The 22706-nt window shown below is 41.4% G+C and carries 21 protein-coding genes and 2 pseudogenes; 8 read left to right on the top strand and 15 right to left on the bottom strand.

All coding sequences use genetic code 11. The features are described 5' to 3' along the window. Positions 1–127 precede the first annotated feature (127 nt). Positions 128–1861: a C4-dicarboxylic acid transporter DauA gene (gene dauA / locus PSF27_RS03650; RefSeq protein ID WP_206084135.1), complete on the top strand. Its 1734-nt coding sequence runs from the start codon at positions 128–130 to the stop codon at positions 1859–1861. 57 nt (positions 1862–1918) lie between these two features. Here the strand turns inward: dauA and PSF27_RS03645 are convergent, their stop codons facing one another. The 5 genes from PSF27_RS03645 to PSF27_RS03625 all read right to left on the bottom strand — a co-directional run bounded on the left by PSF27_RS03645 (position 1919) and on the right by PSF27_RS03625 (position 5702). Further along, positions 1919–2656, bottom strand: coding sequence for a tetratricopeptide repeat protein (locus PSF27_RS03645; protein WP_272680883.1), 738 nt, complete (start codon positions 2654–2656; stop codon positions 1919–1921). Positions 2657–2676: 20 nt separating this feature from the next. Beyond that, the gene (locus tag PSF27_RS03640) at positions 2677–3579 is read right to left on the bottom strand and encodes a TIGR01212 family radical SAM protein (RefSeq protein ID WP_272680882.1); all 903 of its coding nucleotides are present in this window, start codon (positions 3577–3579) and stop codon (positions 2677–2679) included. Positions 3580–3590: 11 nt separating this feature from the next. Further along, positions 3591–4445 (bottom strand): 3-deoxy-8-phosphooctulonate synthase, encoded by an 855-nt coding sequence (gene kdsA / locus PSF27_RS03635; RefSeq protein WP_206084132.1) that lies wholly within the window; start codon positions 4443–4445, stop codon positions 3591–3593. Between the two features lie 326 nt (positions 4446–4771). Beyond that, positions 4772–5455, bottom strand: a complete 684-nt coding sequence (locus tag PSF27_RS03630; protein WP_272680881.1) for a hypothetical protein — start codon at positions 5453–5455, stop codon at positions 4772–4774. A gap of 61 nt (positions 5456–5516) precedes the next feature. After that, entirely contained in the window at positions 5517–5702 is a 186-nt protein-coding gene (locus tag PSF27_RS03625) for a hypothetical protein (protein ID WP_241016836.1), read from the bottom strand. Between the two features lie 592 nt (positions 5703–6294). Between PSF27_RS03625 and PSF27_RS03620 the strand changes: the two are divergent. Beyond that, a pseudogene (locus PSF27_RS03620) lies at positions 6295–6495 on the top strand (hypothetical protein); the annotation flags it as partial. Between the two features lie 84 nt (positions 6496–6579). On the opposite strand, the gene PSF27_RS03615 reads toward PSF27_RS03620, so the two are convergent. The 5 genes from PSF27_RS03615 to hemA all read right to left on the bottom strand — a co-directional run bounded on the left by PSF27_RS03615 (position 6580) and on the right by hemA (position 11716). Continuing rightward, positions 6580–7017, bottom strand: coding sequence for a hypothetical protein (locus PSF27_RS03615; RefSeq protein ID WP_206084130.1), 438 nt, complete (start codon positions 7015–7017; stop codon positions 6580–6582). A gap of 656 nt (positions 7018–7673) precedes the next feature. Next, the gene (gene sirB1, locus PSF27_RS03610) at positions 7674–8483 is read right to left on the bottom strand and encodes an invasion regulator SirB1 (protein ID WP_206084129.1); all 810 of its coding nucleotides are present in this window, start codon (positions 8481–8483) and stop codon (positions 7674–7676) included. Positions 8484–8506: 23 nt separating this feature from the next. Next, positions 8507–9340, bottom strand: a complete 834-nt coding sequence (prmC, locus tag PSF27_RS03605; RefSeq protein WP_272680880.1) for a peptide chain release factor N(5)-glutamine methyltransferase — start codon at positions 9338–9340, stop codon at positions 8507–8509. Further along, entirely contained in the window at positions 9340–10422 is a 1083-nt protein-coding gene (prfA, locus tag PSF27_RS03600; RefSeq protein WP_206084127.1) for a peptide chain release factor 1, read from the bottom strand. Before prfA ends, prmC begins: the two co-directional genes overlap by 1 nt. 31 nt (positions 10423–10453) lie before the next feature. After that, positions 10454–11716 carry a glutamyl-tRNA reductase gene (gene hemA, locus PSF27_RS03595; RefSeq protein WP_206084126.1) on the bottom strand — a complete coding sequence of 421 codons (1263 nt, stop codon included), beginning with the start codon at positions 11714–11716 and terminating at the stop codon, positions 10454–10456. Positions 11717–12216: 500 nt separating this feature from the next. Here hemA and lolB point away from each other — a divergent pair, with 500 nt between their 5' ends. The 3 genes from lolB to prs all read left to right on the top strand — a co-directional run bounded on the left by lolB (position 12217) and on the right by prs (position 14761). Then, complete coding sequence (gene lolB, locus PSF27_RS03590) at positions 12217–12873, top strand: lipoprotein insertase outer membrane protein LolB (protein WP_206084125.1); 657 nt, start codon at positions 12217–12219, stop codon at positions 12871–12873. Further along, positions 12870–13745: a 4-(cytidine 5'-diphospho)-2-C-methyl-D-erythritol kinase gene (gene ispE, locus PSF27_RS03585; RefSeq protein ID WP_272680879.1), complete on the top strand. Its 876-nt coding sequence runs from the start codon at positions 12870–12872 to the stop codon at positions 13743–13745. Before lolB ends, ispE begins: the two co-directional genes overlap by 4 nt. A gap of 68 nt (positions 13746–13813) precedes the next feature. Beyond that, positions 13814–14761 (top strand): ribose-phosphate diphosphokinase, encoded by a 948-nt coding sequence (gene prs / locus PSF27_RS03580; protein ID WP_004910604.1) that lies wholly within the window; start codon positions 13814–13816, stop codon positions 14759–14761. A gap of 291 nt (positions 14762–15052) precedes the next feature. Here the strand turns inward: prs and ychH are convergent, their stop codons facing one another. Further along, complete coding sequence (gene ychH / locus PSF27_RS03575) at positions 15053–15319, bottom strand: stress-induced protein YchH (protein WP_206084123.1); 267 nt, start codon at positions 15317–15319, stop codon at positions 15053–15055. A gap of 300 nt (positions 15320–15619) precedes the next feature. Between ychH and pth the strand changes: the two genes are divergently transcribed. After that, positions 15620–16210 carry an aminoacyl-tRNA hydrolase gene (pth, locus tag PSF27_RS03570; RefSeq protein ID WP_206084122.1) on the top strand — a complete coding sequence of 197 codons (591 nt, stop codon included), beginning with the start codon at positions 15620–15622 and terminating at the stop codon, positions 16208–16210. A 103-nt stretch (positions 16211–16313) separates the two neighbouring features. Continuing rightward, complete coding sequence (ychF, locus tag PSF27_RS03565; RefSeq protein WP_206084121.1) at positions 16314–17405, top strand: redox-regulated ATPase YchF; 1092 nt, start codon at positions 16314–16316, stop codon at positions 17403–17405. 569 nt (positions 17406–17974) lie between these two features. On the opposite strand, the pseudogene PSF27_RS03560 reads toward ychF, so the two are convergent. The 3 genes and pseudogenes from PSF27_RS03560 to PSF27_RS03550 all read right to left on the bottom strand — a co-directional run. Next, positions 17975–18073: pseudogene (locus PSF27_RS03560) on the bottom strand (PAAR domain-containing protein); the annotation flags it as partial. Further along, complete coding sequence (locus PSF27_RS03555; protein ID WP_272680878.1) at positions 18069–18338, bottom strand: hypothetical protein; 270 nt, start codon at positions 18336–18338, stop codon at positions 18069–18071. The gene PSF27_RS03555 and the pseudogene PSF27_RS03560, both read right to left, overlap by 5 nt. Before the next feature lie 141 nt (positions 18339–18479). After that, positions 18480–20087: a GMC family oxidoreductase gene (locus tag PSF27_RS03550; protein WP_272680877.1), complete on the bottom strand. Its 1608-nt coding sequence runs from the start codon at positions 20085–20087 to the stop codon at positions 18480–18482. A gap of 421 nt (positions 20088–20508) precedes the next feature. Between PSF27_RS03550 and PSF27_RS03545 the strand changes: the two genes are divergently transcribed. Beyond that, positions 20509–21672: a calcium:proton antiporter gene (locus PSF27_RS03545; protein WP_272680876.1), complete on the top strand. Its 1164-nt coding sequence runs from the start codon at positions 20509–20511 to the stop codon at positions 21670–21672. Positions 21673–21742: 70 nt separating this feature from the next. On the opposite strand, the gene PSF27_RS03540 is transcribed toward PSF27_RS03545, so the two are convergent. Further along, entirely contained in the window at positions 21743–22636 is an 894-nt protein-coding gene (locus PSF27_RS03540; RefSeq protein ID WP_272680875.1) for a LysR family transcriptional regulator, read from the bottom strand. Between the last annotated feature and the right edge of the window lie 70 nt (positions 22637–22706).

The following is a 22706-nucleotide window of genomic DNA, read 5'->3' as shown; positions in this document are numbered from 1 at the left end:
TTTGTTACTGAAAACGTTATGATAATTACTGTTTCATTGATGCATAACAGATTTTTTGAGCTTAGCTAAGCGTATCCTTATAGGTACATTTTCGTTTATTTTTCACCCTGTTATTTGGTAGGGTATAATGAGTACAAAAAATATTAATAGGCTGCGCCCTTTTAGCGCACTAATAGATTCGTGTTGGAAAGAAAAATACACTGCTGCACGTTTTGTGAAGGACTTAATTGCAGGTATTACCGTTGGGATTATTGCTATACCATTAGCCATGGCCTTAGCGATCGCCAGTGGCGTTCCCCCCCAATATGGCCTTTATACCGCAGCAATTGCGGGAATAATTATTGCCATTACGGGAGGGTCTCGTTATAGCGTTTCGGGGCCTACAGCAGCATTCGTCGTCATCTTATATCCCGTATCACAACAGTTTGGTCTTAGTGGCCTATTAGTTGCCACACTTATGTCAGGTGTCATTTTACTGGCGATGGGTTTTGCCCGCTTTGGTAAGTTTATTGAATATATCCCAGTATCAGTAACTTTGGGCTTTACTTCAGGTATTGCCATCACCATTGCCACCATGCAAATCAAAGATTTCTTTGGCTTACAGATGGAACATGTTCCTGAGAACTATGTTGATAAATTGATTGCCATCGGCAATACATTCCCCACGTTTCAATTCAGTGACACACTAATTGGTTTATCCACACTGCTTGTCTTAATTTTTTGGCCTAAGTTAAAGCTAAAATTCCCTGGGCACTTACCTGCTCTCGTCGTGGGCACATTGGTCATGTGGGTACTTTCATTATTTGGGCAAGAAGTAGCAACCATCGGCTCTGAATTTAGTTATTTTCTACCTGATGGAACTGAAGGGAGTGGTATTCCGCCTATTCTGCCTCAGTTTATTTTACCTTGGGAACTTCCTGGTAGTGCGCCAATTAGTTGGGCAATGATCACCGCACTTATGCCTGCAGCATTTTCGATGGCGGTTCTTGGTGCGATTGAATCACTGCTTTGTGCTGTTGTGCTTGATAACATGACGGGTAAAAAGCACCATTCCAATAGTGAACTAATTGGCCAGGGAGTCGGTAATATTGCGGCACCCTTTTTTGGTGGGATCACGGCGACAGCTGCGATTGCCCGTTCTGCTGCAAACGTCCGCGCGGGAGCTACATCACCGATTTCTGCGGTGATTCATTCAATCTTAGTGTTACTCACCTTACTGGTGTTAGCACCGATGCTTTCTTATTTACCACTCGCTGCGATGTCCGCATTACTGTTAATTGTGGCATGGAATATGAGTGCAGCAGGTAAAGTGGTGTATTTAATTAAACGCGCCCCTAAAGATGACATCATTGTGCTTGTTCTATGTATGTCTTTAACCGTTTTATTCGATATGGTCATTGCCATTACGGTGGGGATCGTATTGGCATCTCTGTTATTTATGCGCCGTATCGCTAATATGACTCGCTCAACACAACTTGCTGAAACGGATGAAGAAAATAGCCGATTAGTCGTGCGTATTAATGGCCCACTATTTTTCGCCGCCGCAGAACGTATTTTCGATGAGTTACGCGTAAAAAGTGCAGGGTATGAAACTATCATCATGCAATGGGATGCGGTACCCGTCTTGGATGCAGGGGGATTAGAAGCCTTTGAAAAATTCATTGATGCCGTGCGTAAAGACACCCATGTGATGGTTTGTGATATTCCATTCCAACCGCTAAAAACCTTGGCTCGCGCTAAAGTTACGCCAATTGCTGGGGTATTAAGCTTCCATAATTCCATGGATAACGCATTAGAAGCGGTTAAATCCATTGAACAAGCTAAGCAATTAAACACTCCCACTAATACTGAAGCAGTATAATTGTACTGTTCAACCCGCCACCACACAGCAATGTGGTGGCGGGTGACCTATTATTGTTTATTGTTCACCTAAGCAAAACATTTCATTGCCTGCTTTTCTGCCTTTTTCACAGGCCGAACCTCTTAATTTCTTTGCTTTTTGTTGATCAAGGGTCACGGTTCCTGTGTTATCTTCTGCAAATCGAAAGGCAGCCATCCACTCTGCATAACCTGCATATGTCATCGCATCGGCTTTATCAAACCATTCCTGTGATTTTTGCTCGTCCATCGGTACACCTTTCCCATCTAAATAAATGATCCCTAACATCAATGGGGCGCTAAAATAATCTGGATTATTAAGCTCCACCACCTCTTCCAACAATTGAATTGATTGTGGGTAATCCGTACTTCCTGCTATCGGATTAATTAATGATTCTGCTAAGCTAATCTTTCCTCGTACACTGCCTTGTTCAACAGCTTTTGTTGCAAATTGCCTTGCAGCGACAAATTCTTGCGTAAAATAACTATCGCTTAGCAAGCTAATATCCGCTAACAAGGTATATCCTTCTGGATTACCATTTTTTGCCGCCGCATTCGCCCACAAACGTGCACTATTTAAATTTTGTATTACGCCCAAACCTGAGTAATACATTTGTGCTAACTGATATTGCGCTGAGGCATCATTATTAACAGCTTTTTGTTTCACTTCAGAAAAAAGAAGTTTATCTTCAGCGGTCAATTCTGGCTGTGCAACAATTTGAAAAGGAAGAATAAATAAGGAAAGAGTAATAATTGTTTTTTTGAGGATTAGTTTCATAGATGCTCTCAATTAAGCGGCTACAGTGCGGAACCTTGCCCGCCTTTTCGTAAAAAGTATTGATATAAGTTATTCATGCCAATCCAGTGGTTTTCACACCACTGTGGCGCGAGTAAAGTGGGTTTTCTTGCACTGGCACTAATGCGGTGGTAAACAATGTCTTTCGGTGTGTGACGTACTATTTCGCCAGCTATAGCGGTATATTCATCTAAAGATAATGTGGGTAAACGCCCTGCTCGCCAACTTTTGGCCATCACACTACCTTCAACAATATGCAAAGGATGTAGCTTGATACCATCAGTACCACATTCAAGTACCTTTTCTAAGGTTTGCATATTCATCAGGGCATCCTCACCAGGTAAGCCACAGATTAAATGGGTACACACCTTTAAACCGACTTGCCGCGCTTTTTGTGTTGTCTGCTGATAAGCGTCAAATCCATGTCCACGGTTAATCCGATGCAATGTTTTGTCATGAGCGCTTTGCAGCCCAAGCTCTAACCAAATCTCATAACCTTGCTGTTTGTATTCACTAAGCAACGATAAAACAGACTCGGGCATACAGTCAGGACGCGTCCCCACACACAAGCCAATAATATCGGCTTGTTGTAATGCTTCTTCATACAATTGTTTAAGTAAATTTACTTCTGCATAGGTACTGGTATAGGCTTGAAAATAAGCAAGATAGCGTTTAGCGCGGGAAATTCGCGTGACTTGATCAGATATTTGTTCACTAATGGATTGACTAGATTGGCTCTCATCGGAAAAAGAAGCCACATTACAGAAGGTACAGCCCCCTCGCCCAAGGGTACCGTCACGATTTGGGCAACTAAAACCCCCGTGTAATGTAATTTTATAAATTTTTTCACCATATCGGCGCTGGAGATCAGCGCCGAACATGGAAACAACTTCAGTGAGTTGCATTTACACCAAACTTAACGGCTAGTGTCTAATTCAGGGAACCCTTTCACCACATCATCAATAGCTTTCATTTGCTTGAGGAATGGTTCCAGTTTATCTAAAGGTAGTGCTGATGGGCCATCACAACGTGCGTTATCTGGGTCTGGATGCGCTTCAAGGAATAACCCCGCGATACCCACAGCCATACCTGCTCTCGCCAATTCAGCAACTTGAGCGCGGCGACCACCTGATGCAGCACCGAATGGGTCACGGCATTGCAGTGCGTGGGTCACGTCAAAAATCACAGGACAGCCTTTAGATGACTGAACCATTACATTAAACCCAAGCATATCAACAACTAAATTGTCATAACCAAAGTTTGCACCGCGGTCACACAGAATAATTTTGTCATTACCACCTTCGATAAACTTCTCAACAATATTCCCCATTTGGCCTGGGCTGATGAACTGTGGCTTTTTGATATTAATGACAGCGTCTGTTTTTGCCATCGCAGCAACTAAATCTGTTTGGCGAGCTAAAAATGCAGGCAATTGAATGACATCAACCACTTCAGCAACGGGTGCCGCTTGTGCTGGTTCATGGACATCCGTAATAATTTTTACGCCAAAAGTTTGTTTAAGTTCTTGGAAGATTTTCATCCCTTCTTCAAGACCAGGGCCACGGTAAGAGTGGATTGATGAGCGGTTTGCTTTATCAAATGATGCTTTAAAAACATAAGGAATGCCCAATTTTTGCGTCACAGAGACATAGTGCTCACACACTTTCATTGCCATATCACGAGATTCAAGAACGTTCATTCCACCAAACAGCACAAACGGCAAGTTGTTCGCGACATTGATATCACCAATATTGACTACTTTCTGTTGCATACTCTTACCTTAAATATAATTATATCTTAAATGATTGTTTTTCATGAACTGTATAGAGATATCTTCAATGTAGCGCATGAAAAAACGAAACCGTAAAAATGTATTTTTCTATTCTAAGCCGTGCATACCAAGTTAGTACATTGCTATATTTGAGATAATAAACTTAAACATTGCAAATAATGAAACATCAAGCAAAAAATAACCATAAACTGTCATGTGTTCTTGCCATGAGATTATTTCAAGTTACTATGACAGCGGTAAACAGATAAAGTAAACCCTTTGTTTAACGCTGTATTTTGGAGAAAAAACCGTCATTTTTGATTGTTTTAATTACTAGAAAAATTACTTATCACTTCATACGTTAATGAATTATCAGAGCTATTTATAATTTTTAACTTAACATTTTTATAAGAAATAACATTGTTTTCTTTAAGGTTATATTGAATATTGTTACCAAATCCTTGATTCTCTATGTTAGAGCCTATTTTTCTATAACTAATATCTACAATTTGATCATTTATCCCATTAAAAATTAAAGCCTGCTCAAATGAATTACCATCGGAATTATTCAACTTAAGATATTCAATCTTAGCCTTATCGCTACAAACAGCAATATTGACATCTGTTACGATACAAATCTCATTAGGGCCAGCTCCTTTTTTTATTAAAATTGAACTCCATGGTTGGCCAAGCTCCTCAACAACTACAGAACCAGAATCAATAGTTTGAGTTGGCATATAAAAATCGCCTTTATCACTTGAACCAACTTTTTTGAATACACCAGGAATAACTTTATAAGCTAGATCTATTTGTATTGGGTTTAGTACCTTAATCGCACTCAGTTCACTTATGTCACCTTCCCTTACTAAAGTTTGACCTACAGTCGCACGATTAACACTCCCTAATTTCGGCTCGCTTATTTTATAAGAGTCTGGAGTGTAATTATATTCGGTCACGGCACACCCAGATAAAGCAAAAATACAACCAACTGAAACTAATAAATTTTTCATTTTGATAAAACTCTCATCACAAACATAAATGGACATCAAAGATTACATTTACATACAACTTCTAGCAAGTAACTATCTGCGTCCCTGTTAGATGATAACCATTAAACCATTCATAGCGGCCTATAACCGTGACTTTGCTTCCTTTCTGGTAGGTCATAAGCTCCTGTGCGTTAATATCGAACGCCACTATCTTTAATGGATTCGGGCTATGCTTGTCACTCTCTGCCTGAATGATCATCGTAGCCATAACTTTATCTGTAGCTGTTTTAACTCTCTCAGGGGCTTTTATTACCGTTCACTTAATTCCTGCACAATGCAGGCTTGATAAATACTTGATAACGTTTAAATCTGTCACAAAACCAGATTAACGCTCATTGGTCATCTTTTCAGTGACCAATGCCAATCGGTAGCAACACATTGTTTTTATTGCAAGGGGTCACTATAACCACCTAAAACCTTAGCGTTATCGGCTTAATCCCCCACCTAACATCCCCGTTAAAACTTGCCGTAGTCTTACCGTAGTTCGTTGTTGCCGCTACCTGTCTTTACCTCATTAGCGATAGGTAATATCAATTTTTAAATTTTGCGGTAACGTTTAATTTGGTTCGCTCACTAATAAGGGTAGCACAGTGTAAGCAGTTGATTTCATAGGTAACGCATATTTTCGTCACGGTAGCCTATTGATATTTATTCAGAGTAATTATTTGCACTGTGAGATTAATCACCATTGGTAACCATTCCTGAGTGGTTACTTTTATCTCATGGCCATGATTAGAACATTGCCAGCCAGTGACGAGCCTCTGATTTCAGAGCCTCTTAATGCTACAATAACTCATGCTAATATCCCACCGTATACCTATAATGAGTCTGCTGTCATTTCCGTGGTTAATTTGGTGCTATCAGAGGGCATAGATAACGGACGCATTATCGCTGAACGGATTAACAAGGCTGGTTATCAAACTAAAGGCGGTAAAGCGTGGGATAAAGATATTTATTCAGCGTGGAAGCCTCATAAGGATATTATAGAGAAGCTCATGTAATTATAATGCATGTAAGGGGCGGTTTTAGCTAACTAACTCGCCCGTCTAGTAATAAAGGATTAGGAGAAACTATATGAACTCTATTTAATAAAGGCAGCTTGAAGATGACCAGTCTTTTATTATTCCTTTTTTATCGGTAATGAAATTATCTACACATAAACGAGGGTTATTAAGGTAGGGGTCATTAGAACTGTTTTGGGTTTTCTTAAAGGTATATTGAGAGCCCCCATCCTGTCTTTTATGAACCCCAAAAGGGCTGCCCCTTTGCATTATTAGGTCATCTATAGATTTACCAACCCAACTTTGGCGGCGATTTTTGAATTCAATTTCCTCTTTTTCTCTTTCTAACTGTGCTTTTGATTTCATTGTGGTGTTATTATTCCCATTGTTTTTGTGCTTTGCACCAGGGACTCCCGTCAATGCATAAGTTATATCTGATATGGTATCTCTATGTTTCTGAGTACAACCACTTAATAAGATCAGTGAAACCAAAATAATACTTAAATTAAATTTTTTATTCATCGAAGATAGCTCAAAATTTATAATTTATAATAATTTCATATAGATATGAAATTTAAGTGTACCTTATACTAACTATAGTAATTATTAGACATATGAGAATCGTCCGATATTGAAGTAAAAACAACCTAATATCTCAATATGACACCAATCAAAACGATACAAAAGATCTTGTCCACTTCCCTTAAAATGAAATAGCGATAATTAAGTTCAATCTGTAGTTTTCTGTAGTAGTAAACTGCGAACAATCTTAACAATTGATAACAGGCAATTATTGAACAAAACCAGACAAAACGCGGCTTTAGCGCTACATCCCCACTTCATAGTCAACTACGAAACTCGCTCTTTTGTTCGCAATTTTCAAACTGCGAATTCGCAATTCTGTGCGCTGTTTAACCGTGGTTTTTCGAGGTGATATTCGCAATCATTTTAGCTCTGAATATCGTCTATTTATCCGCATATTTTATAATCTTTTTTAGGTACAACCTTAGGTACAAGCAAAACATGACGTCAAGTGATTGCTTATGACTTGCTATGAACTTGTACTATATTGTTTATAAAATAATTATCTTTTTTCTTGCACGGTTATGAATGACTCTGAAACGCAATTAGCTCTTCTCACCTTTATGATTAAGACAGGCTGTCTGTCATTACGTTAATTAATGTAATACGATTGGATGGTTATCCAATGAATAAATTTGAATTTTGATCATTTCAGATACTGGGTCTTCTGGGCAGTGCTCAATAAAATAGTTGAGGTCACTTAATGCCACATGATTACAATCTAAATGCGCCAGTATCAGCCCACGGTCACGGATTTCATAGGGATCTTCAGGGTCCAGCGTAAGCAACGTTTCGCAAACTTTTAACGCTAGCTCCATTTTTTTCTCTTCCATTAGAGCGGCTTTTAACGTATCAAAGATTTTACGAATAACGATGCTATTTTCCGCAACATCAAGTTGGTCTTGGAAAAATTCAGAGAATGGGTCGACTGTTCCTTTTAGCCACATATTCAGCGTATGAAATGACAATGACTCACCATTAGCTGGGTTAATAAACCATGGTTCACCATCACGTTTTTCAGTAATAATTAATAGCTGAGTAGGGAAAATGGCAGGCCGAATATCAATATCTAGGTGCTGAGCGATATACAATAAAATGGCGCCGAGAGTGACAGGTGTACCTTGTTTGGAAATTAAGACTTTATCAAGCCAAAGCATGTCTGATAATGCATATATACCCTGTGCAGGGCCGAATGACCATTGTTGATAAAACAATGAAATCAATTGCGCTACTTTAGTTTCATTATCCGCATGTAAATCAATGGCCGATTTTGCAGATACAACAAGGCTATCTAATTGAGCTTGGACTTTCATCAGCGGAAAATCATGACGGATACATTGAGAAACGGTCATAATCCCTTCGCTTAAGGGGAGCTGATTAAATTCAATATTCGCTATGGTCTTCATTACATTCCTACTACTGTGCCCACTTAGCCATTCCATTGACCGAGTGAAATTCTTTCTTGCCCACCGTAATCGAGACACGTCTCAATTTGGGTGTACCCATGTATTGCAAATAAATCACGCACAGCCGAACCTTGTGTCCAGCCATGCTCGAGAAGTAACCAACCTTGATGTTTAAGGTAGTTTTTTGATTTATCAATAATATGTGCTAAATCAGCCAATCCTTCATTTTTTGCAATTAATGCCGTTGCTGGTTCAAATCGCACATCACCTTCACTGAGATGCTTATCATTTTCGTCAATATAAGGTGGGTTACTCATAATCATATCAAATTGTTGAAATGATAAGGAAGCAAACCAATCACTTTGCATAAATTGGACGTTAGCAATATTCAAACGTTGTTGATTTCGTTGAGCTAATAATACGGCTTCTGGATTAAAGTCAATGCCAATAACTTGGCTACTTGGCAGCTCAGAGGCTAGCGCTAATGCAATTGCCCCTGTTCCTGTGCCTAAATCCAATAAATGACAAGGTTGATTTGTTAAACGTTTTAAGGCTTGTTCAACCAAACATTCGGTGTCTGGTCTTGGAATTAATGTGGCAGGTGAAACATAAAGTGGTAGCGACCAAAACTCGCGCTCGCCAATAATATAGGCTATTGGTTCACCTTTTTCACGGCGCTGCAATAGCTGCTCAGCCTGTTGCTGTTCCAATGCGGTCAGCGGTGTTTCACTAAAAGCAAAAAGGTAGGTACGGCTGCGCCCCGTCACATGTTCAAGCAGAATTTCAGCATCCCGCTTTGCGCTATCGCTTGCAGACAGTCGGCTGACTGCCTGCTTTAGCCATTCGCTATACCGCATTATTCCTGCTCGGATAGTGCAGAAAGTTGGTCTGCTTGGTATTCGTTGATGATAGGTTGTATTAAGGCATCTAATTTCCCTTCCATCACTTCATCCAAACGGTATAACGTCAAGTTAATGCGGTGATCCGTAACACGCCCTTGCGGGAAGTTATAGGTACGGATACGATCTGAACGATCCCCCGAGCCTAGCAAGTTACGGCGCTCAGAGGCTTCCGCTGCGTGACGTTTATCCATTTCGGCTTGGCGAATACGCGCACCTAACACTGACATCGCTTTCGCTTTGTTTTTATGTTGTGAACGTTCGTCTTGGCACTCCACCACAATCCCTGTTGGAAGGTGAGTAATACGAATTGCCGAGTCGGTGGTATTAACGTGCTGCCCACCCGCTCCTGATGAACGGAAAGTATCAATACGTAAATCCGCAGGGCTGATGTCAGGTAACTCCGCTTCAGGCAATTCAGGTAAAATGGCAATAGTACACGCAGATGTGTGAATACGCCCTTGTGATTCGGTTTCAGGGACGCGCTGAACACGGTGCCCGCCAGATTCAAATTTTAAACGTCCGTATACACTATCGCCCGAAATTTTAGCGATAACTTCTTTATAGCCGCCATGTTCACCATCACTGGTGCTCATTAATTCAACGCGCCAGCGGTTATTTTCTGCATACCGACTGTACATGCGGAATAAATCGCCAGCAAAAATCGCGGCTTCATCGCCACCTGCACCCGCACGGATTTCCACGAAACAGTTATATTCGTCATCAGGATCTTTTGGAAGTAACAACAATTGCAGTTGTTGTTCGAGCTCTTCATTGCGCGTTTTTGCTTCTTTTAGCTCTTCTTGAGCCATTTCTTTCATTTCAGGATCGTCTAACAGCATTTGCGCGGTTTCAATATCGTCCTGTACTGTGCGCCATGCGTTAAAGCATTTTGCCACATCAGATAATTGAGCATATTCTTTTGATAAAGCACGAAAACGGTCTTGATCGGCAATCACACCTGCATCTGCAAGGTGCGCTTCGATTTCTTCGTAGCGTTCTTGTAATGCTTCTAGTTTTGCGACAATAGAAGGCTTCATTCGTTATATAAGACCTATGATTAAAAAGTGGTTATTGATGGTCCAGCCCTAAGCTGTCCCTAAGTAGATTTAGACGCTCAACATCACCATTTCCCGCTGCTTGTTGCAGCGATTTGGTCGGAGCGTGAATAAGGCGGTTGGTAAGTTGTTGCGATAACTGCATAATCACTTGCTCAGGGTCAGCGCCTTGTCGAACAGCCGCTAAAGCTTTTTCGGCCATATTCGCTCGAATTGCTTCAGCTTGCTCTCGGTAATCGCGAATTGTAGACACTGCGGCTTGTGAACGCAACCAATCCATAAAATGGCTGCTTTCTTGTTCAACAATAAACTCCGCTTCGACCGCTGCTGCTTTACGCTGCGCTAAATTTTGCGCAATAATGGACTCAAGGTCATCAACGGTATACAAATACACGTCACGAAGTTTTTCAACATCTTGTTCAATATCCCGAGGGACGGCAATATCGATTAACAACATTGGCTTACTGCGGCGAACTTTCATTGCCCGCTCTACCATACCTTTACCAATGATAGGCAGCGGGCTCGCTGTCGAACTAATCACTATATCAGCTTCAGCTAAACGGTTATCAATATCCGCTAATGAAATCACTTGTGCATTAACTTCATTAGCTAACAACTCTGCACGTTCACGGGTTCGGTTGGCTATCATCATTTTTTGCACACCGTGCTCACGCAAATGGCGAGCGACTAACTCAATAGTTTCCCCTGCACCAACTAACAAAATATTCAAATGTTTGAGTGACTCAAAGATTTGACGCGCCAATGTACACGCAGCAAAAGCAACAGAAACTGCATTAGCGCCAATATCCGTTTCTGTCCGCACGCGTTTTGCGACAGAGAACGATTTTTGGAATAGGCGCTCTAATTCACGGGATAACGAATGGCTATCTTGTGAAAGTGCAAACGCCTTTTTCACCTGTCCGAGAATTTGCGGTTCGCCTAAAACCAAAGAATCGAGGCCACTTGCGACTCTCATTAAGTGGCTCACTGCCTGGGAGTCTTGGTGCCAATACAGGCTAGGTTGTAAATCTTTGGCAGTAATTTCGTGAAAATCACACAACCACTTAATAAGCTGTTCTTGCGCTTTGTCTTGTGACTCAAGGCTCAAATACAGCTCAGTTCTATTACACGTAGACAGCACAACGCCGCCATTCACTTGAGGTTGTTTAAGAAGATCCTCAAGTGCATGGTCGATTTTTTCAGGACCAAATGTCACCCGCTCACGCAGGGCTACTGGTGCTGTTTTATGATTGATGCCTAAGGCTAATAAGGTCATTGCGCTTTACGACTTGCTCACATTGCTAATTATTCTTTCAGTAACGCTATACTCATTAATGAATAGTGCATTACTGCTATTTATATTTGCCTATTGTAGATGATCCTCGCGACGCTTTCTATGCCTCACAAGGTTCTATCATTCAGAAAGATGACCCATCCCAAAAAATAAATGAAAAAAATAGTTTTAACGATTATTTTTCCTGATGAAAGCAATCACTAACCTCTCTGATTTTTATTGTTAGCAAATTATTAATCACAATGCTAACGACTACAATAACATGCATAAAGAATGCAATTATTTCGCACAGAAAGCAAATGGCTATCCCCAATCACTTTAATCAACTTTAGGCCAACTTTAGGCAAATAACCCTATTCTGATTGATCCAATCACCAGATTAGCGCACAATTTTGCTCATCAATACGTTATCTTATTTACAACCTAGCGCAATTCGCTCTAATTCATGATGTTATCTGTGCCCTAAAACATTGAGATTGATTATGCAATTAACCCAAGTTTTGTCGTTCGCTTTACCTGTTAAGGGCTTTATACGCCTCTTGCCACTCTCTTGCCTTCTATTAACCGCTTGTGTCACTACGTCACAAAATACCACGAAAGGCACAGGTTCAGCGTCTGATGCACAATGGAAAGCCCACCAGCAAGCATTGAACCAACTACGTGATTACCAAACACGCGGCTCGTTTGCGTATAATGGCGGCGAAACTAAAACGTATGCAAAATTTTTCTGGCAACAATATACACCAGAAAAATATCGTTTATTGTTGACTAACCCACTTGGCAGCCGTGAATTAGAGCTCACCGTTGAGCCCGATTTGGCACGTTTAACCACCAAGGATGGGCAAACTCACATGAGTGATGTACCTAGCGAGCTAATTTATCAACTGACTGGAATGGAAATCCCTCTAGATGACTTAACGGCTTGGTTAGTCGGCTCGCCAGGACGGGCTACGAATTTCACCTTAGATGAAAATCACTTATTGAAAAATGTGACGTTTGAACAAAATGGGGAAAAATGGGTGTTAGATTATATTTCTTATGATACTAAAACCTCACCTATGCTGCCAAATTACCTTGAACTACGCCAAGGTGGACGATTAATTAAACTGAAAATGGACAGCTGGACACTGAAAAAATGACATTAACCTGGCCTTCCCCCGCTAAATTAAATTTATTTTTGTATATTACTGGCCAGCGCCCCGATGGTTATCATGAATTACAAACACTGTTTCAATTTTTGGAGTATGGCGACGAAATCACAATAACAACACGCCATGATGACCAATTGAATTTGCTCACGCAAATGGCGGGCGTTCCCCCTGAAAAAAACTTGATTTTGCGGGCTGCAACATTATTACAACGCTATTGCCGTGAAACGCTCAACTGCACCAAGCCCCTTGGTGCTGATATCGCTATCGATAAAATTCTGCCTATGGGAGGAGGAATTGGTGGCGGTTCATCCAATGCTGCAACCACATTAATTGCGCTTAATGAGCACTGGAAAACACAAATCTCCGATGAGGTTCTTGCTGAACTAGGCAAAACTCTCGGCGCGGATGTGCCTGTCTTTGTTCGAGGCCATGCAGCGTTCGCTGAAGGAATCGGTGAAATATTAACCAAAGCTTCCCCTCAAGAGAAATGGTATCTGGTTGCTCATCCCGGAATTGAAATATCAACCCCGATGATCTTCACAGATCCAAAATTAAATCGAAATTCTCCAAAACGCTCCCTAGCCGCATTATTACTGGCTCCGTACGCAAATGACTGCGAACCAATCGCAAGAAAACGTTTTCGTGAGGTTGAACAGCTTGTTTCTTGGCTGTTAGAATATGCTCCGTCTCGCCTAACAGGAACAGGCGCATGTGTTTTTTCTGAATTTGAAACACAAGCGGATGCCCTTAAGGTGTTAAATAAAGCCCCATCGTGGGTGCAAGGGTTCGTCGCTCGAGGCGTTAACGTATCCCCACTGCACAATTTCCGCGCTGGGATAACCCGTGTATTGCACCAATAAGTAATGAAACAACGCTCATTGCTCTTGGTCAACAATATCTCTCTGGACGCAAGCCTGAGGTTTTTCTCGTGCCCGATATGAAGCTTTTTGCTGGTAACGCTACACCGGAACTAGCACAACGTGTTGCTAACCGCCTTTACACTAATCTTGGAGACGCGGCTGTTGGTCGTTTTAGCGACGGCGAAGTCAGTGTTCAAATTAATGAAAATGTTCGCGGTGGTGATATTTTTATCATCCAGTCAACTTGTGCACCAACTAATGACAACTTAATGGAACTGGTTGTTATGGTCGATGCCCTGCGCCGTGCATCTGCTGGTCGTATTACCGCTGTTATCCCTTACTTCGGTTATGCAAGACAGGATCGTCGCGTACGTTCTGCCCGTGTACCAATCACCGCTAAAGTTGTTGCCGATTTTCTGTCCAGTGTTGGTGTTGACCGTGTTCTCACGGTTGACCTTCACGCAGAGCAGATCCAGGGCTTCTTTGATGTGCCTGTTGATAATGTATTCGGTAGCCCAATTCTTCTGGAAGATATGCTTCAGAAAAACTTGGAAAACCCAATCGTTGTATCTCCAGACATCGGCGGCGTGGTACGTGCTAGAGCTATCGCAAAACTCCTGAATGACACTGACATGGCAATCATTGATAAACGTCGCCCTCGTGCAAACGTTTCTCAAGTTATGCACATTATTGGTGATGTTTCAGGTCGTGATTGCATCTTAGTTGACGATATGATTGATACCGGTGGTACGCTGTGTAAAGCGGCTGAAGCGCTGAAAGAACGCGGTGCTAAACGTGTGTTCGCATACGCAACTCACCCGATTTTCTCAGGCAATGCTGTAGACAACATCAAAAATTCAGTCATTGATGAAGTCATTGTTTGTGACACTATTCCACTATCTCCTGAAATCAAAGCGCTGAGCAACGTTCGCACTTTGACCTTGTCAGGTATGCTGGCTGAAGCTATTCGTCGCATTAGCAACGAAGAGTCTATCTCAGCAATGTTCGAGCATTAATGCCCCTTTTGAGTAATTAATGTTTCAACGGTGATAGAATATCACAACTAAAAATTAAGCCCCTGCAGTTATCTGTAGGGGCTTTATGATTTCAGAGGGTTTATAACGACAGATACCTATTTCTATGGCTATTTCCTACTCACACAACCTATACGCCATAAAAATAACCAACTTCTTTGAAAAAACAAACAAAACCTATGTAGCTAGGCGACTTCGCTATTAAAAGCACTGACTATCACCCAGCCATCTATCATCTATAATTATTACTAACTTAATTAATAAGAAGAATAATTATGGATAACGGTGATTATCTTTACGTGAGTAATGTTTTAAGACCCAATAGCGGTCAGCCACTTTTTCACGTCCACCGACTCTCGCTCCCACTAACCATACCATTGCACCCACGAAAATTCCGAAGAGTGAGCCGTTAGTGACAAGCTCTGATAGACCAAAGTTGATGACATGGGCAAATAGGTTAACACCAATGCTTCCAATCATCATGACCATTCCTAACCCCATGAGAACATTACCAATTATATGAGCACTTTTCCGTTTCATATCTACCTCCAGTATCAGTGAACTGATAAGCAAGCAACTGTAAATAAATTCGGTGGTTCTTTATATTTATGTAAGAATTATAGTGCATTAAGTAAAATTTTTTGCGATAGGCATCACAAGGTACGAAGTTAACAATAATATCTAAACATAAAGTGCTTTTTATCAAAAAAACATAAAAAACGAATAGTTCATATGGCAACTATAATCATCGTGATGTTTTTTATCTGATTTTTGTACATCCTCCCCTTCACAAGGTAAACTAGGTGATTAATTCCATAAACTGACAGTGAAATAGTCGCCGTGAGCAAAATTAAATTAATTGTTGGCCTTGCAAATCCGGGGGCTGAATACGCACAAACCCGCCACAACGCAGGGGCATGGTATGTTGATTTACTGGCACAGCGCCACAATCAACCCCTAAAAGAAGAACCGAAATTTTTCGGCTATACCGCACGCATTAATCTTAGCGGTAATGATATCCGCTTATTGGTGCCAACCACCTTTATGAACCTCAGTGGAAAAGCCGTCGCGGCAATGGCGAACTTTTATCGTATTAACCTTGATGAAATTTTAGTTGCCCACGATGAGCTTGATATTCCACCTGGTGTAGCAAAAATGAAGCTTGGTGGTAGCAATGGGGGCCATAACGGGTTGAAAGACATTCAAAGCAAATTCGCCAATAACCCAAACTTTTACCGCTTACGCATCGGTATTGGCCATCCAGGCGATAAAAACAAGGTTGTTGGTTTCGTTTTAGGTAAGCCACCGCTGTCTGAGCAAAAACTGATTGATGATGCCATTGACGAAGCAGTAAGGTGTACTGACATTCTATTATCGGATGGAATGGACAAAGCGATAAACCGTTTACATAGCTTTAAAGCGTCTGCATAAGAGTTCATTTCATCAAAATCGACTTTTTGTGTATAATCAGCGCCAATTTCTAAACATTGGGTGCAGCACTCGCCTGCCCCTCGCTATTTAAGGTGAGAAACATATGGGTTTTAAATGCGGTATCGTTGGTCTGCCAAACGTGGGTAAATCCACATTATTTAATGCATTGACCAAAGCCGGCATCGAAGCAGCCAACTTCCCTTTCTGTACAATTGAACCAAACACGGGTGTTGTGCCAATGCCAGACCCACGTCTTGATCAATTAGCTGAAATTGTGAAGCCACAGCGAATTTTACCAACCACCATGGAATTCGTAGACATCGCAGGTTTGGTAAAAGGCGCATCTAAAGGCGAAGGTCTGGGTAACCAGTTCTTAACTAACATCCGTGAAACCGAAGCTATCGGCCACGTAGTGCGTTGTTTTGAAAACGACAATATCATCCACGTCGCTGGCCAAGTTAACCCAGCTGAAGATATTGATGTTATCAATACTGAATTAGCCTTGGCGGATCTTGATACCTGCGAACGTGCTATCCACCGCGTACAAAAACGCGCTAAAGGTGGCGATAAAGACGCAAAAGCTGAATTGGAAGCATTAGAAAAATGTCTGCCACATTTAGAGCAAGCTGGCATGCTGCGTACCTTGGATTTAACCACAGAAGATAAAGCAGCAATCCGCTATTTAAGCTTTTTAACGTTAAAACCAACCATGTATATCGCAAACGTCAACGAAGATGGTTTTGAAAATAACCCGTTCTTAGACAAAGTGTATGAAATTGCTCAAGCCGAAGGCTCTGTAGTTGTGCCTGTGTGCGCTGCTATCGAATCTGATATCGCTGAGTTAGATGACGAAGAACGCGACGAATTTATGGCAGATTTAGGCATCGAAGAGCCAGGCTTAAACCGTGTTATTCGTGCAGGTTATGAATTACTTAATCTGCAAACCTACTTCACTGCGGGTGTTAAAGAGGTTCGTGCATGGACAATCCCTGTGGGCGCAACTGCACCACAGGCGGCAGGCAAAATCCATACTGACTTCGAAAAAGGCTTTATTCGTGCTCAAACCATCGCATTCGATGATTTTATCCAATACCGTGGTGAGCAAGGTGCCAAAGAAGCAGGTAAAATGCGTGCTGAAGGGAAAGATTACATCGTTAAAGATGGCGATGTATTAAACTTCTTGTTTAATGTGTAGCCCTACAATCTAGTTCACACTGTTTTATAAAGTATCACACCATAATAAAACAGCATAAAAACTCATGGTATCAACTTGGTTTTATGCTGTTTTTTATCTCACGAAGTTTCATAAAAGCTCATAGTTAAATGAGTATGCGACTGAGTACAACTTATATTAACCTTGAAAAAACGATCGCTACTCAACACATCAAAACGATCATTTTATTAAAAGTCAGATTGGATATAAGAGAACATTCAAACCCACGACGAAGAAATGAAGGCTAATTATCAATTCAATAGATATAACTAAAAAAGCAATCACTCGCCAAAAACTGACTTTCTTTCGCAACAATGCAATAAGGGCAAAGAATATCCCCCCTGTAATTGCTGTTCTGATAATAAATAACCCAACCATCGGATTAAGAATAGAATATCCATTTAAAAAACCTCGTTCAAAAACTTGCGATATCATGAACGCAACAACGATTATTGGTACAACCCATCCCAGCCAAAATGTAACAGCAAGTGAGTACTGCCCTGTCATTAGTTTTTTTTAAAAACACAATAAATCCCTCATAATTTTTTATCTTAGCCGATTTTTACCGATGAATTACCAATTAACACCCCACTGCAGCTGACAGCATCACCTGTTCTAGCCGCAGGTTTGCCATCAATAAACACACTACTTTTTTTGGTCTTGTTCTAACTGACCGTTTAATTTATTGGCAATATCAGGAACTAAGTAAAATTTATAGTTGCCATTCATACGCCAACGGGTGCGAACAGTGCCAGCTCCATCCCCGACGGGATGTTTTGGATCTTCACCGGTTTGTCTGGCTTCAAAGAAGCTGACAGTATTGCCGTGGTGGTAATAAACTTCCCCCATATCAGGCAGTGCTTTTTGCAGAGTGCTTTTTGCAGTGGAATAGTTGGCAATGTTGCCAATGTCCAACTAAACCCAAAAACTGTGCCCAATGGGCCGCATATATTAAATAGCCAGTTATCCATATTGGTATCGAATGGCACTCTGAACAATTCGCAATATTCAGAGCGTCTTAAATTGCCAGAGTCGTTTTGTTATACCTAACGGTGGTTATTTCCTATCTTCAATAATCATCGCTGCGGCACGTTCTGCAATCATAATAGTCGGTGCATTGGTATTACCGCTTGGAATTTCAGGCATTACGGAGCAATCTACAACACGTAAATGATCAATACCATGCACCCGCAACCGTAGATCAGTCACTGACGTTGTAGGGTCCGTTCCCATGCGACAGGTTCCTACAGGATGGTAAACTGTTTTACAGAAATTCCGCACAAACTCTTCAAGTTGGGCTTCATCATGGCGTACAGAGCTCGGAGGCATTAAAACCTCTTTGCTTAGCGCTTGTAATGAAGGGGAATCTAATACTTCCAGCCCAAATTTAACCGCACGCTTGCAACCTTCCATATCTTCAGGTGATGCAAGATAATTAGCGTGAATTTTTAGCGGTGCTTGTGGGTCTGCGCTACGTAATAAAACTTCACCACGTGACTTAGGCTGTAGGTACCCGACCTTTAAAGAAAACCCGTGGGCAGCTGGCAGAGGCTCACCAGGAACATCATCCCAACTGTCTAAAATCGGTAAAAAGTGAATTTGCACATCAGGGCGACCTTGGTTGCAGCTGTCTTTAAATGCAGCGCCTTCTAAAACGTTAGAGGTAAGTAACCCACTGCGAAATACCATCCACTCCACACCATGTTTAATCGCATTTAACCCTTGGTCTGCGCCAAATAAGCTTATCGGTTGCTTAGTGGTGACGTTAATTGACATATGTAGGTGGTCATGAAAATTTTTGCCAACGGGTAAGTTAGCAAGGGTATTAATACCAAGGGAAGACAGGTGCTCTTCAGGCCCTATCCCTGACAACATTAATAATTTTGCTGAGCCCATCGCGCCAGAACAGACCAACACTTCATGAGTGGCGATTGCCTCAATCTCATGGCCATTTTTCCCTTGATAGGCAACACCGACAGCACACCCATCACGAATGATAACCCGGTTCACTTGGGTACCAAGCTTTAATGTCAATTTATCACTCTTTTCCACTGATTTTAAATAGGTTTTTGATGTACTGGCTCTTTCTCCATTATGCGTTGTTGTCTGGTAAAAGCTGGTTCCTTGCTGGCTTTCTCCGTTAAGGTCATTGACATAAGGCAGGCCATGTTCTTGTGCTGCACGAATAAATGCCATTGATAATGGATGGCGATATCGGTTTTCACTCACTGGGAGTGGGCCTTGCGTCCCATGATATTCCCCCGTCAGGCTTTCATTACGTTCCGCTTTTTTGAACCATGGCAATACATCCTCATATCCCCAACCTTCACAGCCGTAATTTAGCGCCCAATTATCATAATCTTGTTTTTGGCCTCGGATATAAATCATACCATTTACCGAGCTGCTTCCTCCCAATACTTTCCCTTGAGCAATTTGCATTTTGCGGTTGTTAGCATGAGGTTCCGGTTCAGTTTCATAAGGCCAGCTTTTTTGGGCGATAATTTTCGCCACACCTGCAGGCATACGAATAAATAGATGGTTATCACTGCCACCGGCTTCGATAAGCAATACGCGAGCTTGCGTTTCTTGAATTAAACGAGCGGCGAGCACACAGCCTGCTGAGCCCGCCCCAACAATAATATAGTCATACTTTTCTGTGCTCATTTCTCACCCTTATCAAACAAAAGAAACAATTTATTTTCATTTATTTAACAATAGCGCCTTTGATTTATTAATGTATGAACAATATTTTGCATTTGTGATTTAAATCAAAAACAATTTCCTGTGTAACTATTTTACACTCTTAATGTACCTTGTTTATTCAGGGAAAATTGCAATTTAACTTACCAATTGAATTACACTCGCAACTCATTAATAAATGAATATCTATGACTATTTGACACGCAATTTAGTCATAGAGAAATATCATTTTTTATGCCCACTGGCGTTATCAGCCAAAGCAAAGCTTAGTTGCAAGCTCATAAATGAGTGCTATAGTAGGCAATAATTTATATTCTATCGGTTTGAGGACGACCTCAAACACGTATCATCAACAGGGACGGCCCTTTCTTTTTAGGTAAATACTATGGGTCACTTCTGTTTCAATAGTCCACTTATCCCTTTAACGACTTGGGGTCGGTTAGCTGGCTCTTGGCTAGTCGTCATTTTTTTTATCTTAAATGGCGATACATTACTCAATGACGGTCTGTCTGCATTGCGTGCAACTTGGGTTTTTTTGCTGCTATTTATGACAATACTTACCGCATCTTTTGGCGTGGTTAAAGAGGCCGACCACTTAGCTGAACAACTCGGTGAACCGTACGGGACGTTGATCCTCACCTTATCTATCGTGTTAATTGAGGTTATTCTTATCGCCTCTGTCCTGCTAGGACCCGGTGATTTTCCGACCATAGGGCGTGATTCCATATTCGCCGTGATGATGATCATCATGAACCTCGTTTTAGGCATATGTCTGCTAGCGGGGTCGGCTAAAAATGGCGAGCAAGAATACAATACTCAAGGGGCAAACAGTTACCTTTCAATGATTGTGTTGCTGACCAGTTTAGCCCTAGTATTACCCAATTATACCTCCTTCCAAGGGGAGTATTCCCATACGCAGGCAATAGGCATTTCGGGTCTCACTCTTCTAATCTATGGGGCATTTTTGTGGATGCAGATGCGTGGTCACCGTCGGTTTTTCATTCAACCCCCTAAAGGGTTTATGAATATTCCAGAACAATTTGATTTAACAGACAAAACTACCGAAAACAATTCGCCTCAATCAGGGGCAAATAAAAAAGTGATTATTATCCGTTCTTGTGTGTTAATTGGGTTGATCCTACCTATTGTGTTACTTGCACATTATTTAGCTATCGTGACTGATTACGGTATTAGTGCCTTAGGTGCGCCTGCTGCTGTAGGTGGTGTCCTGATTGCTATTATCGTGTTTACACCTGAGTCTATCACCGCCGTAAAAGCGGCAATGAATAACGAGATGCAACGCGCGATAAACCTTTGCCAAGGTGCTTTTGTCTCAACTGTTGGCTTAACTGTGCCAGCCGTATTAATTATAGGGATTATTACCGGTAAACAAGTCATCATGGGAATTTCTAATGCAGAAACAGCGTTATTCGCGATTACCATGTTGCTTACTATGCTTTCATTTAATGGGCAGAGAACATCGCCTATTCAAGGATGGATGCACCTTACAGTCTTTGCTGTATTCGGGCTTATTCTATTTTATCCCTGATTAATCGCTAAAGTTAAGGGCTTCTTGGGAAAGACCAAACTGGTATCAATCCGTTAATGTAAGCCCTTTTTTATCTCCTATTTATTCTTAACATATTCAAAGCCAAGTCGTGCCACGCTTGAGCTCGGCGGCTCTGCTGGTTATTTTTCAGCGTGGCTAAGGCTAAATCATAGGCAAGTATTGGCTCAATCACAGGGATAATCGATAACCCCGCTGAACTCGTTTTGCGCCACATACTATCTGGAAGCAGTGTTATCCCGACACCAGCCCTCACCATCGCGGTGACTAAATCAAGATGGCTACTGCGCCCTGAAATCACAGGCTTATGGCCATAAATTCCGCAGGCACTGATAACAAGCTCATTAATCCGGAAATCATCAGAAAAGAAAATAAATGGCTCATTAATTAATTCAACAAACTTGACGCTATCTCGCATTGCCAAGGGGTGCTTCTCATTAACCAATAACATTAATCTATCTGTCGAAAAAATATCTAGATCAAAGCGCTCATCGTCAAATGGGAGCATGACAGCCGCGGTTTCTACCTCGCCATTTAACATGGCATCACGCATCTTCCGCGTTCCTAATTCCAGGATTTTTAACTCCACTTGGGGATAACGCAAGCTGAACGCCATAATGATGTCAGCAAAATAGGTTGAGGCAATCACTGGGGGTAACCCAACAGGTAAAACCCCCGTTAGTGGCCCTGATTTTTCTTTTAATGCCTGTTCCATACTTTTAAATTGCACCAAAATTTGCTTTGCGTGAGCCAACAGAATCGTCCCTTCATCCGTCAACCTGACCCCTTCGTTCTCCCTGATTAACAAGGTATAACCCAGCTCATCCTCTAGCTTTTTAATACTGCGGCTAATGGCAGGTTGCGTCACAAACAGTTGTTCAGCAGCACGGCTAAACCCATTGAGTTGCACCACCTCAACAAAATAACGTAACGAACGAATATCCATATCTCACCTATGATTTTTAGTTATAGTTAGAATGATTATAAGTGATTTCCTATTCAGAAAAATATAGTCT

It is taken from the genome of Providencia sp. PROV129, assembly GCF_028482245.1.
In the GTDB taxonomy this organism is placed as follows: domain Bacteria; phylum Pseudomonadota; class Gammaproteobacteria; order Enterobacterales; family Enterobacteriaceae; genus Providencia; species Providencia vermicola.
This window is presented reverse-complemented; position numbering and strand designations above follow the sequence as displayed.

Excerpts from the sequence above, each read along its gene's own strand:
- dauA (WP_206084135.1), top strand. The coding sequence starts at position 128 with ATGAGTACAAAAAATATTAATAGGCTGCGCCCTTTTAGCGCACTAATA.
- PSF27_RS03645 (WP_272680883.1), bottom strand. The coding sequence starts at position 2,656 with ATGAAACTAATCCTCAAAAAAACAATTATTACTCTTTCCTTATTTATT.
- PSF27_RS03640 (WP_272680882.1), bottom strand. The coding sequence starts at position 3,579 with ATGCAACTCACTGAAGTTGTTTCCATGTTCGGCGCTGATCTCCAGCGC.
- kdsA (WP_206084132.1), bottom strand. The coding sequence starts at position 4,445 with ATGCAACAGAAAGTAGTCAATATTGGTGATATCAATGTCGCGAACAAC.
- PSF27_RS03630 (WP_272680881.1), bottom strand. The coding sequence starts at position 5,455 with ATGAAAAATTTATTAGTTTCAGTTGGTTGTATTTTTGCTTTATCTGGG.
- PSF27_RS03625 (WP_241016836.1), bottom strand. The coding sequence starts at position 5,702 with ATGGCTACGATGATCATTCAGGCAGAGAGTGACAAGCATAGCCCGAAT.
- PSF27_RS03615 (WP_206084130.1), bottom strand. The coding sequence starts at position 7,017 with ATGAATAAAAAATTTAATTTAAGTATTATTTTGGTTTCACTGATCTTA.
- sirB1 (WP_206084129.1), bottom strand. The coding sequence starts at position 8,483 with ATGAAGACCATAGCGAATATTGAATTTAATCAGCTCCCCTTAAGCGAA.
- prmC (WP_272680880.1), bottom strand. The coding sequence starts at position 9,340 with ATGCGGTATAGCGAATGGCTAAAGCAGGCAGTCAGCCGACTGTCTGCA.
- prfA (WP_206084127.1), bottom strand. The coding sequence starts at position 10,422 with ATGAAGCCTTCTATTGTCGCAAAACTAGAAGCATTACAAGAACGCTAC.
- hemA (WP_206084126.1), bottom strand. The coding sequence starts at position 11,716 with ATGACCTTATTAGCCTTAGGCATCAATCATAAAACAGCACCAGTAGCC.
- lolB (WP_206084125.1), top strand. The coding sequence starts at position 12,217 with ATGCAATTAACCCAAGTTTTGTCGTTCGCTTTACCTGTTAAGGGCTTT.
- ispE (WP_272680879.1), top strand. The coding sequence starts at position 12,870 with ATGACATTAACCTGGCCTTCCCCCGCTAAATTAAATTTATTTTTGTAT.
- ychH (WP_206084123.1), bottom strand. The coding sequence starts at position 15,319 with ATGAAACGGAAAAGTGCTCATATAATTGGTAATGTTCTCATGGGGTTA.
- ychF (WP_206084121.1), top strand. The coding sequence starts at position 16,314 with ATGGGTTTTAAATGCGGTATCGTTGGTCTGCCAAACGTGGGTAAATCC.
- PSF27_RS03550 (WP_272680877.1), bottom strand. The coding sequence starts at position 20,087 with ATGAGCACAGAAAAGTATGACTATATTATTGTTGGGGCGGGCTCAGCA.
- PSF27_RS03545 (WP_272680876.1), top strand. The coding sequence starts at position 20,509 with ATGGGTCACTTCTGTTTCAATAGTCCACTTATCCCTTTAACGACTTGG.
- PSF27_RS03540 (WP_272680875.1), bottom strand. The coding sequence starts at position 22,636 with ATGGATATTCGTTCGTTACGTTATTTTGTTGAGGTGGTGCAACTCAAT.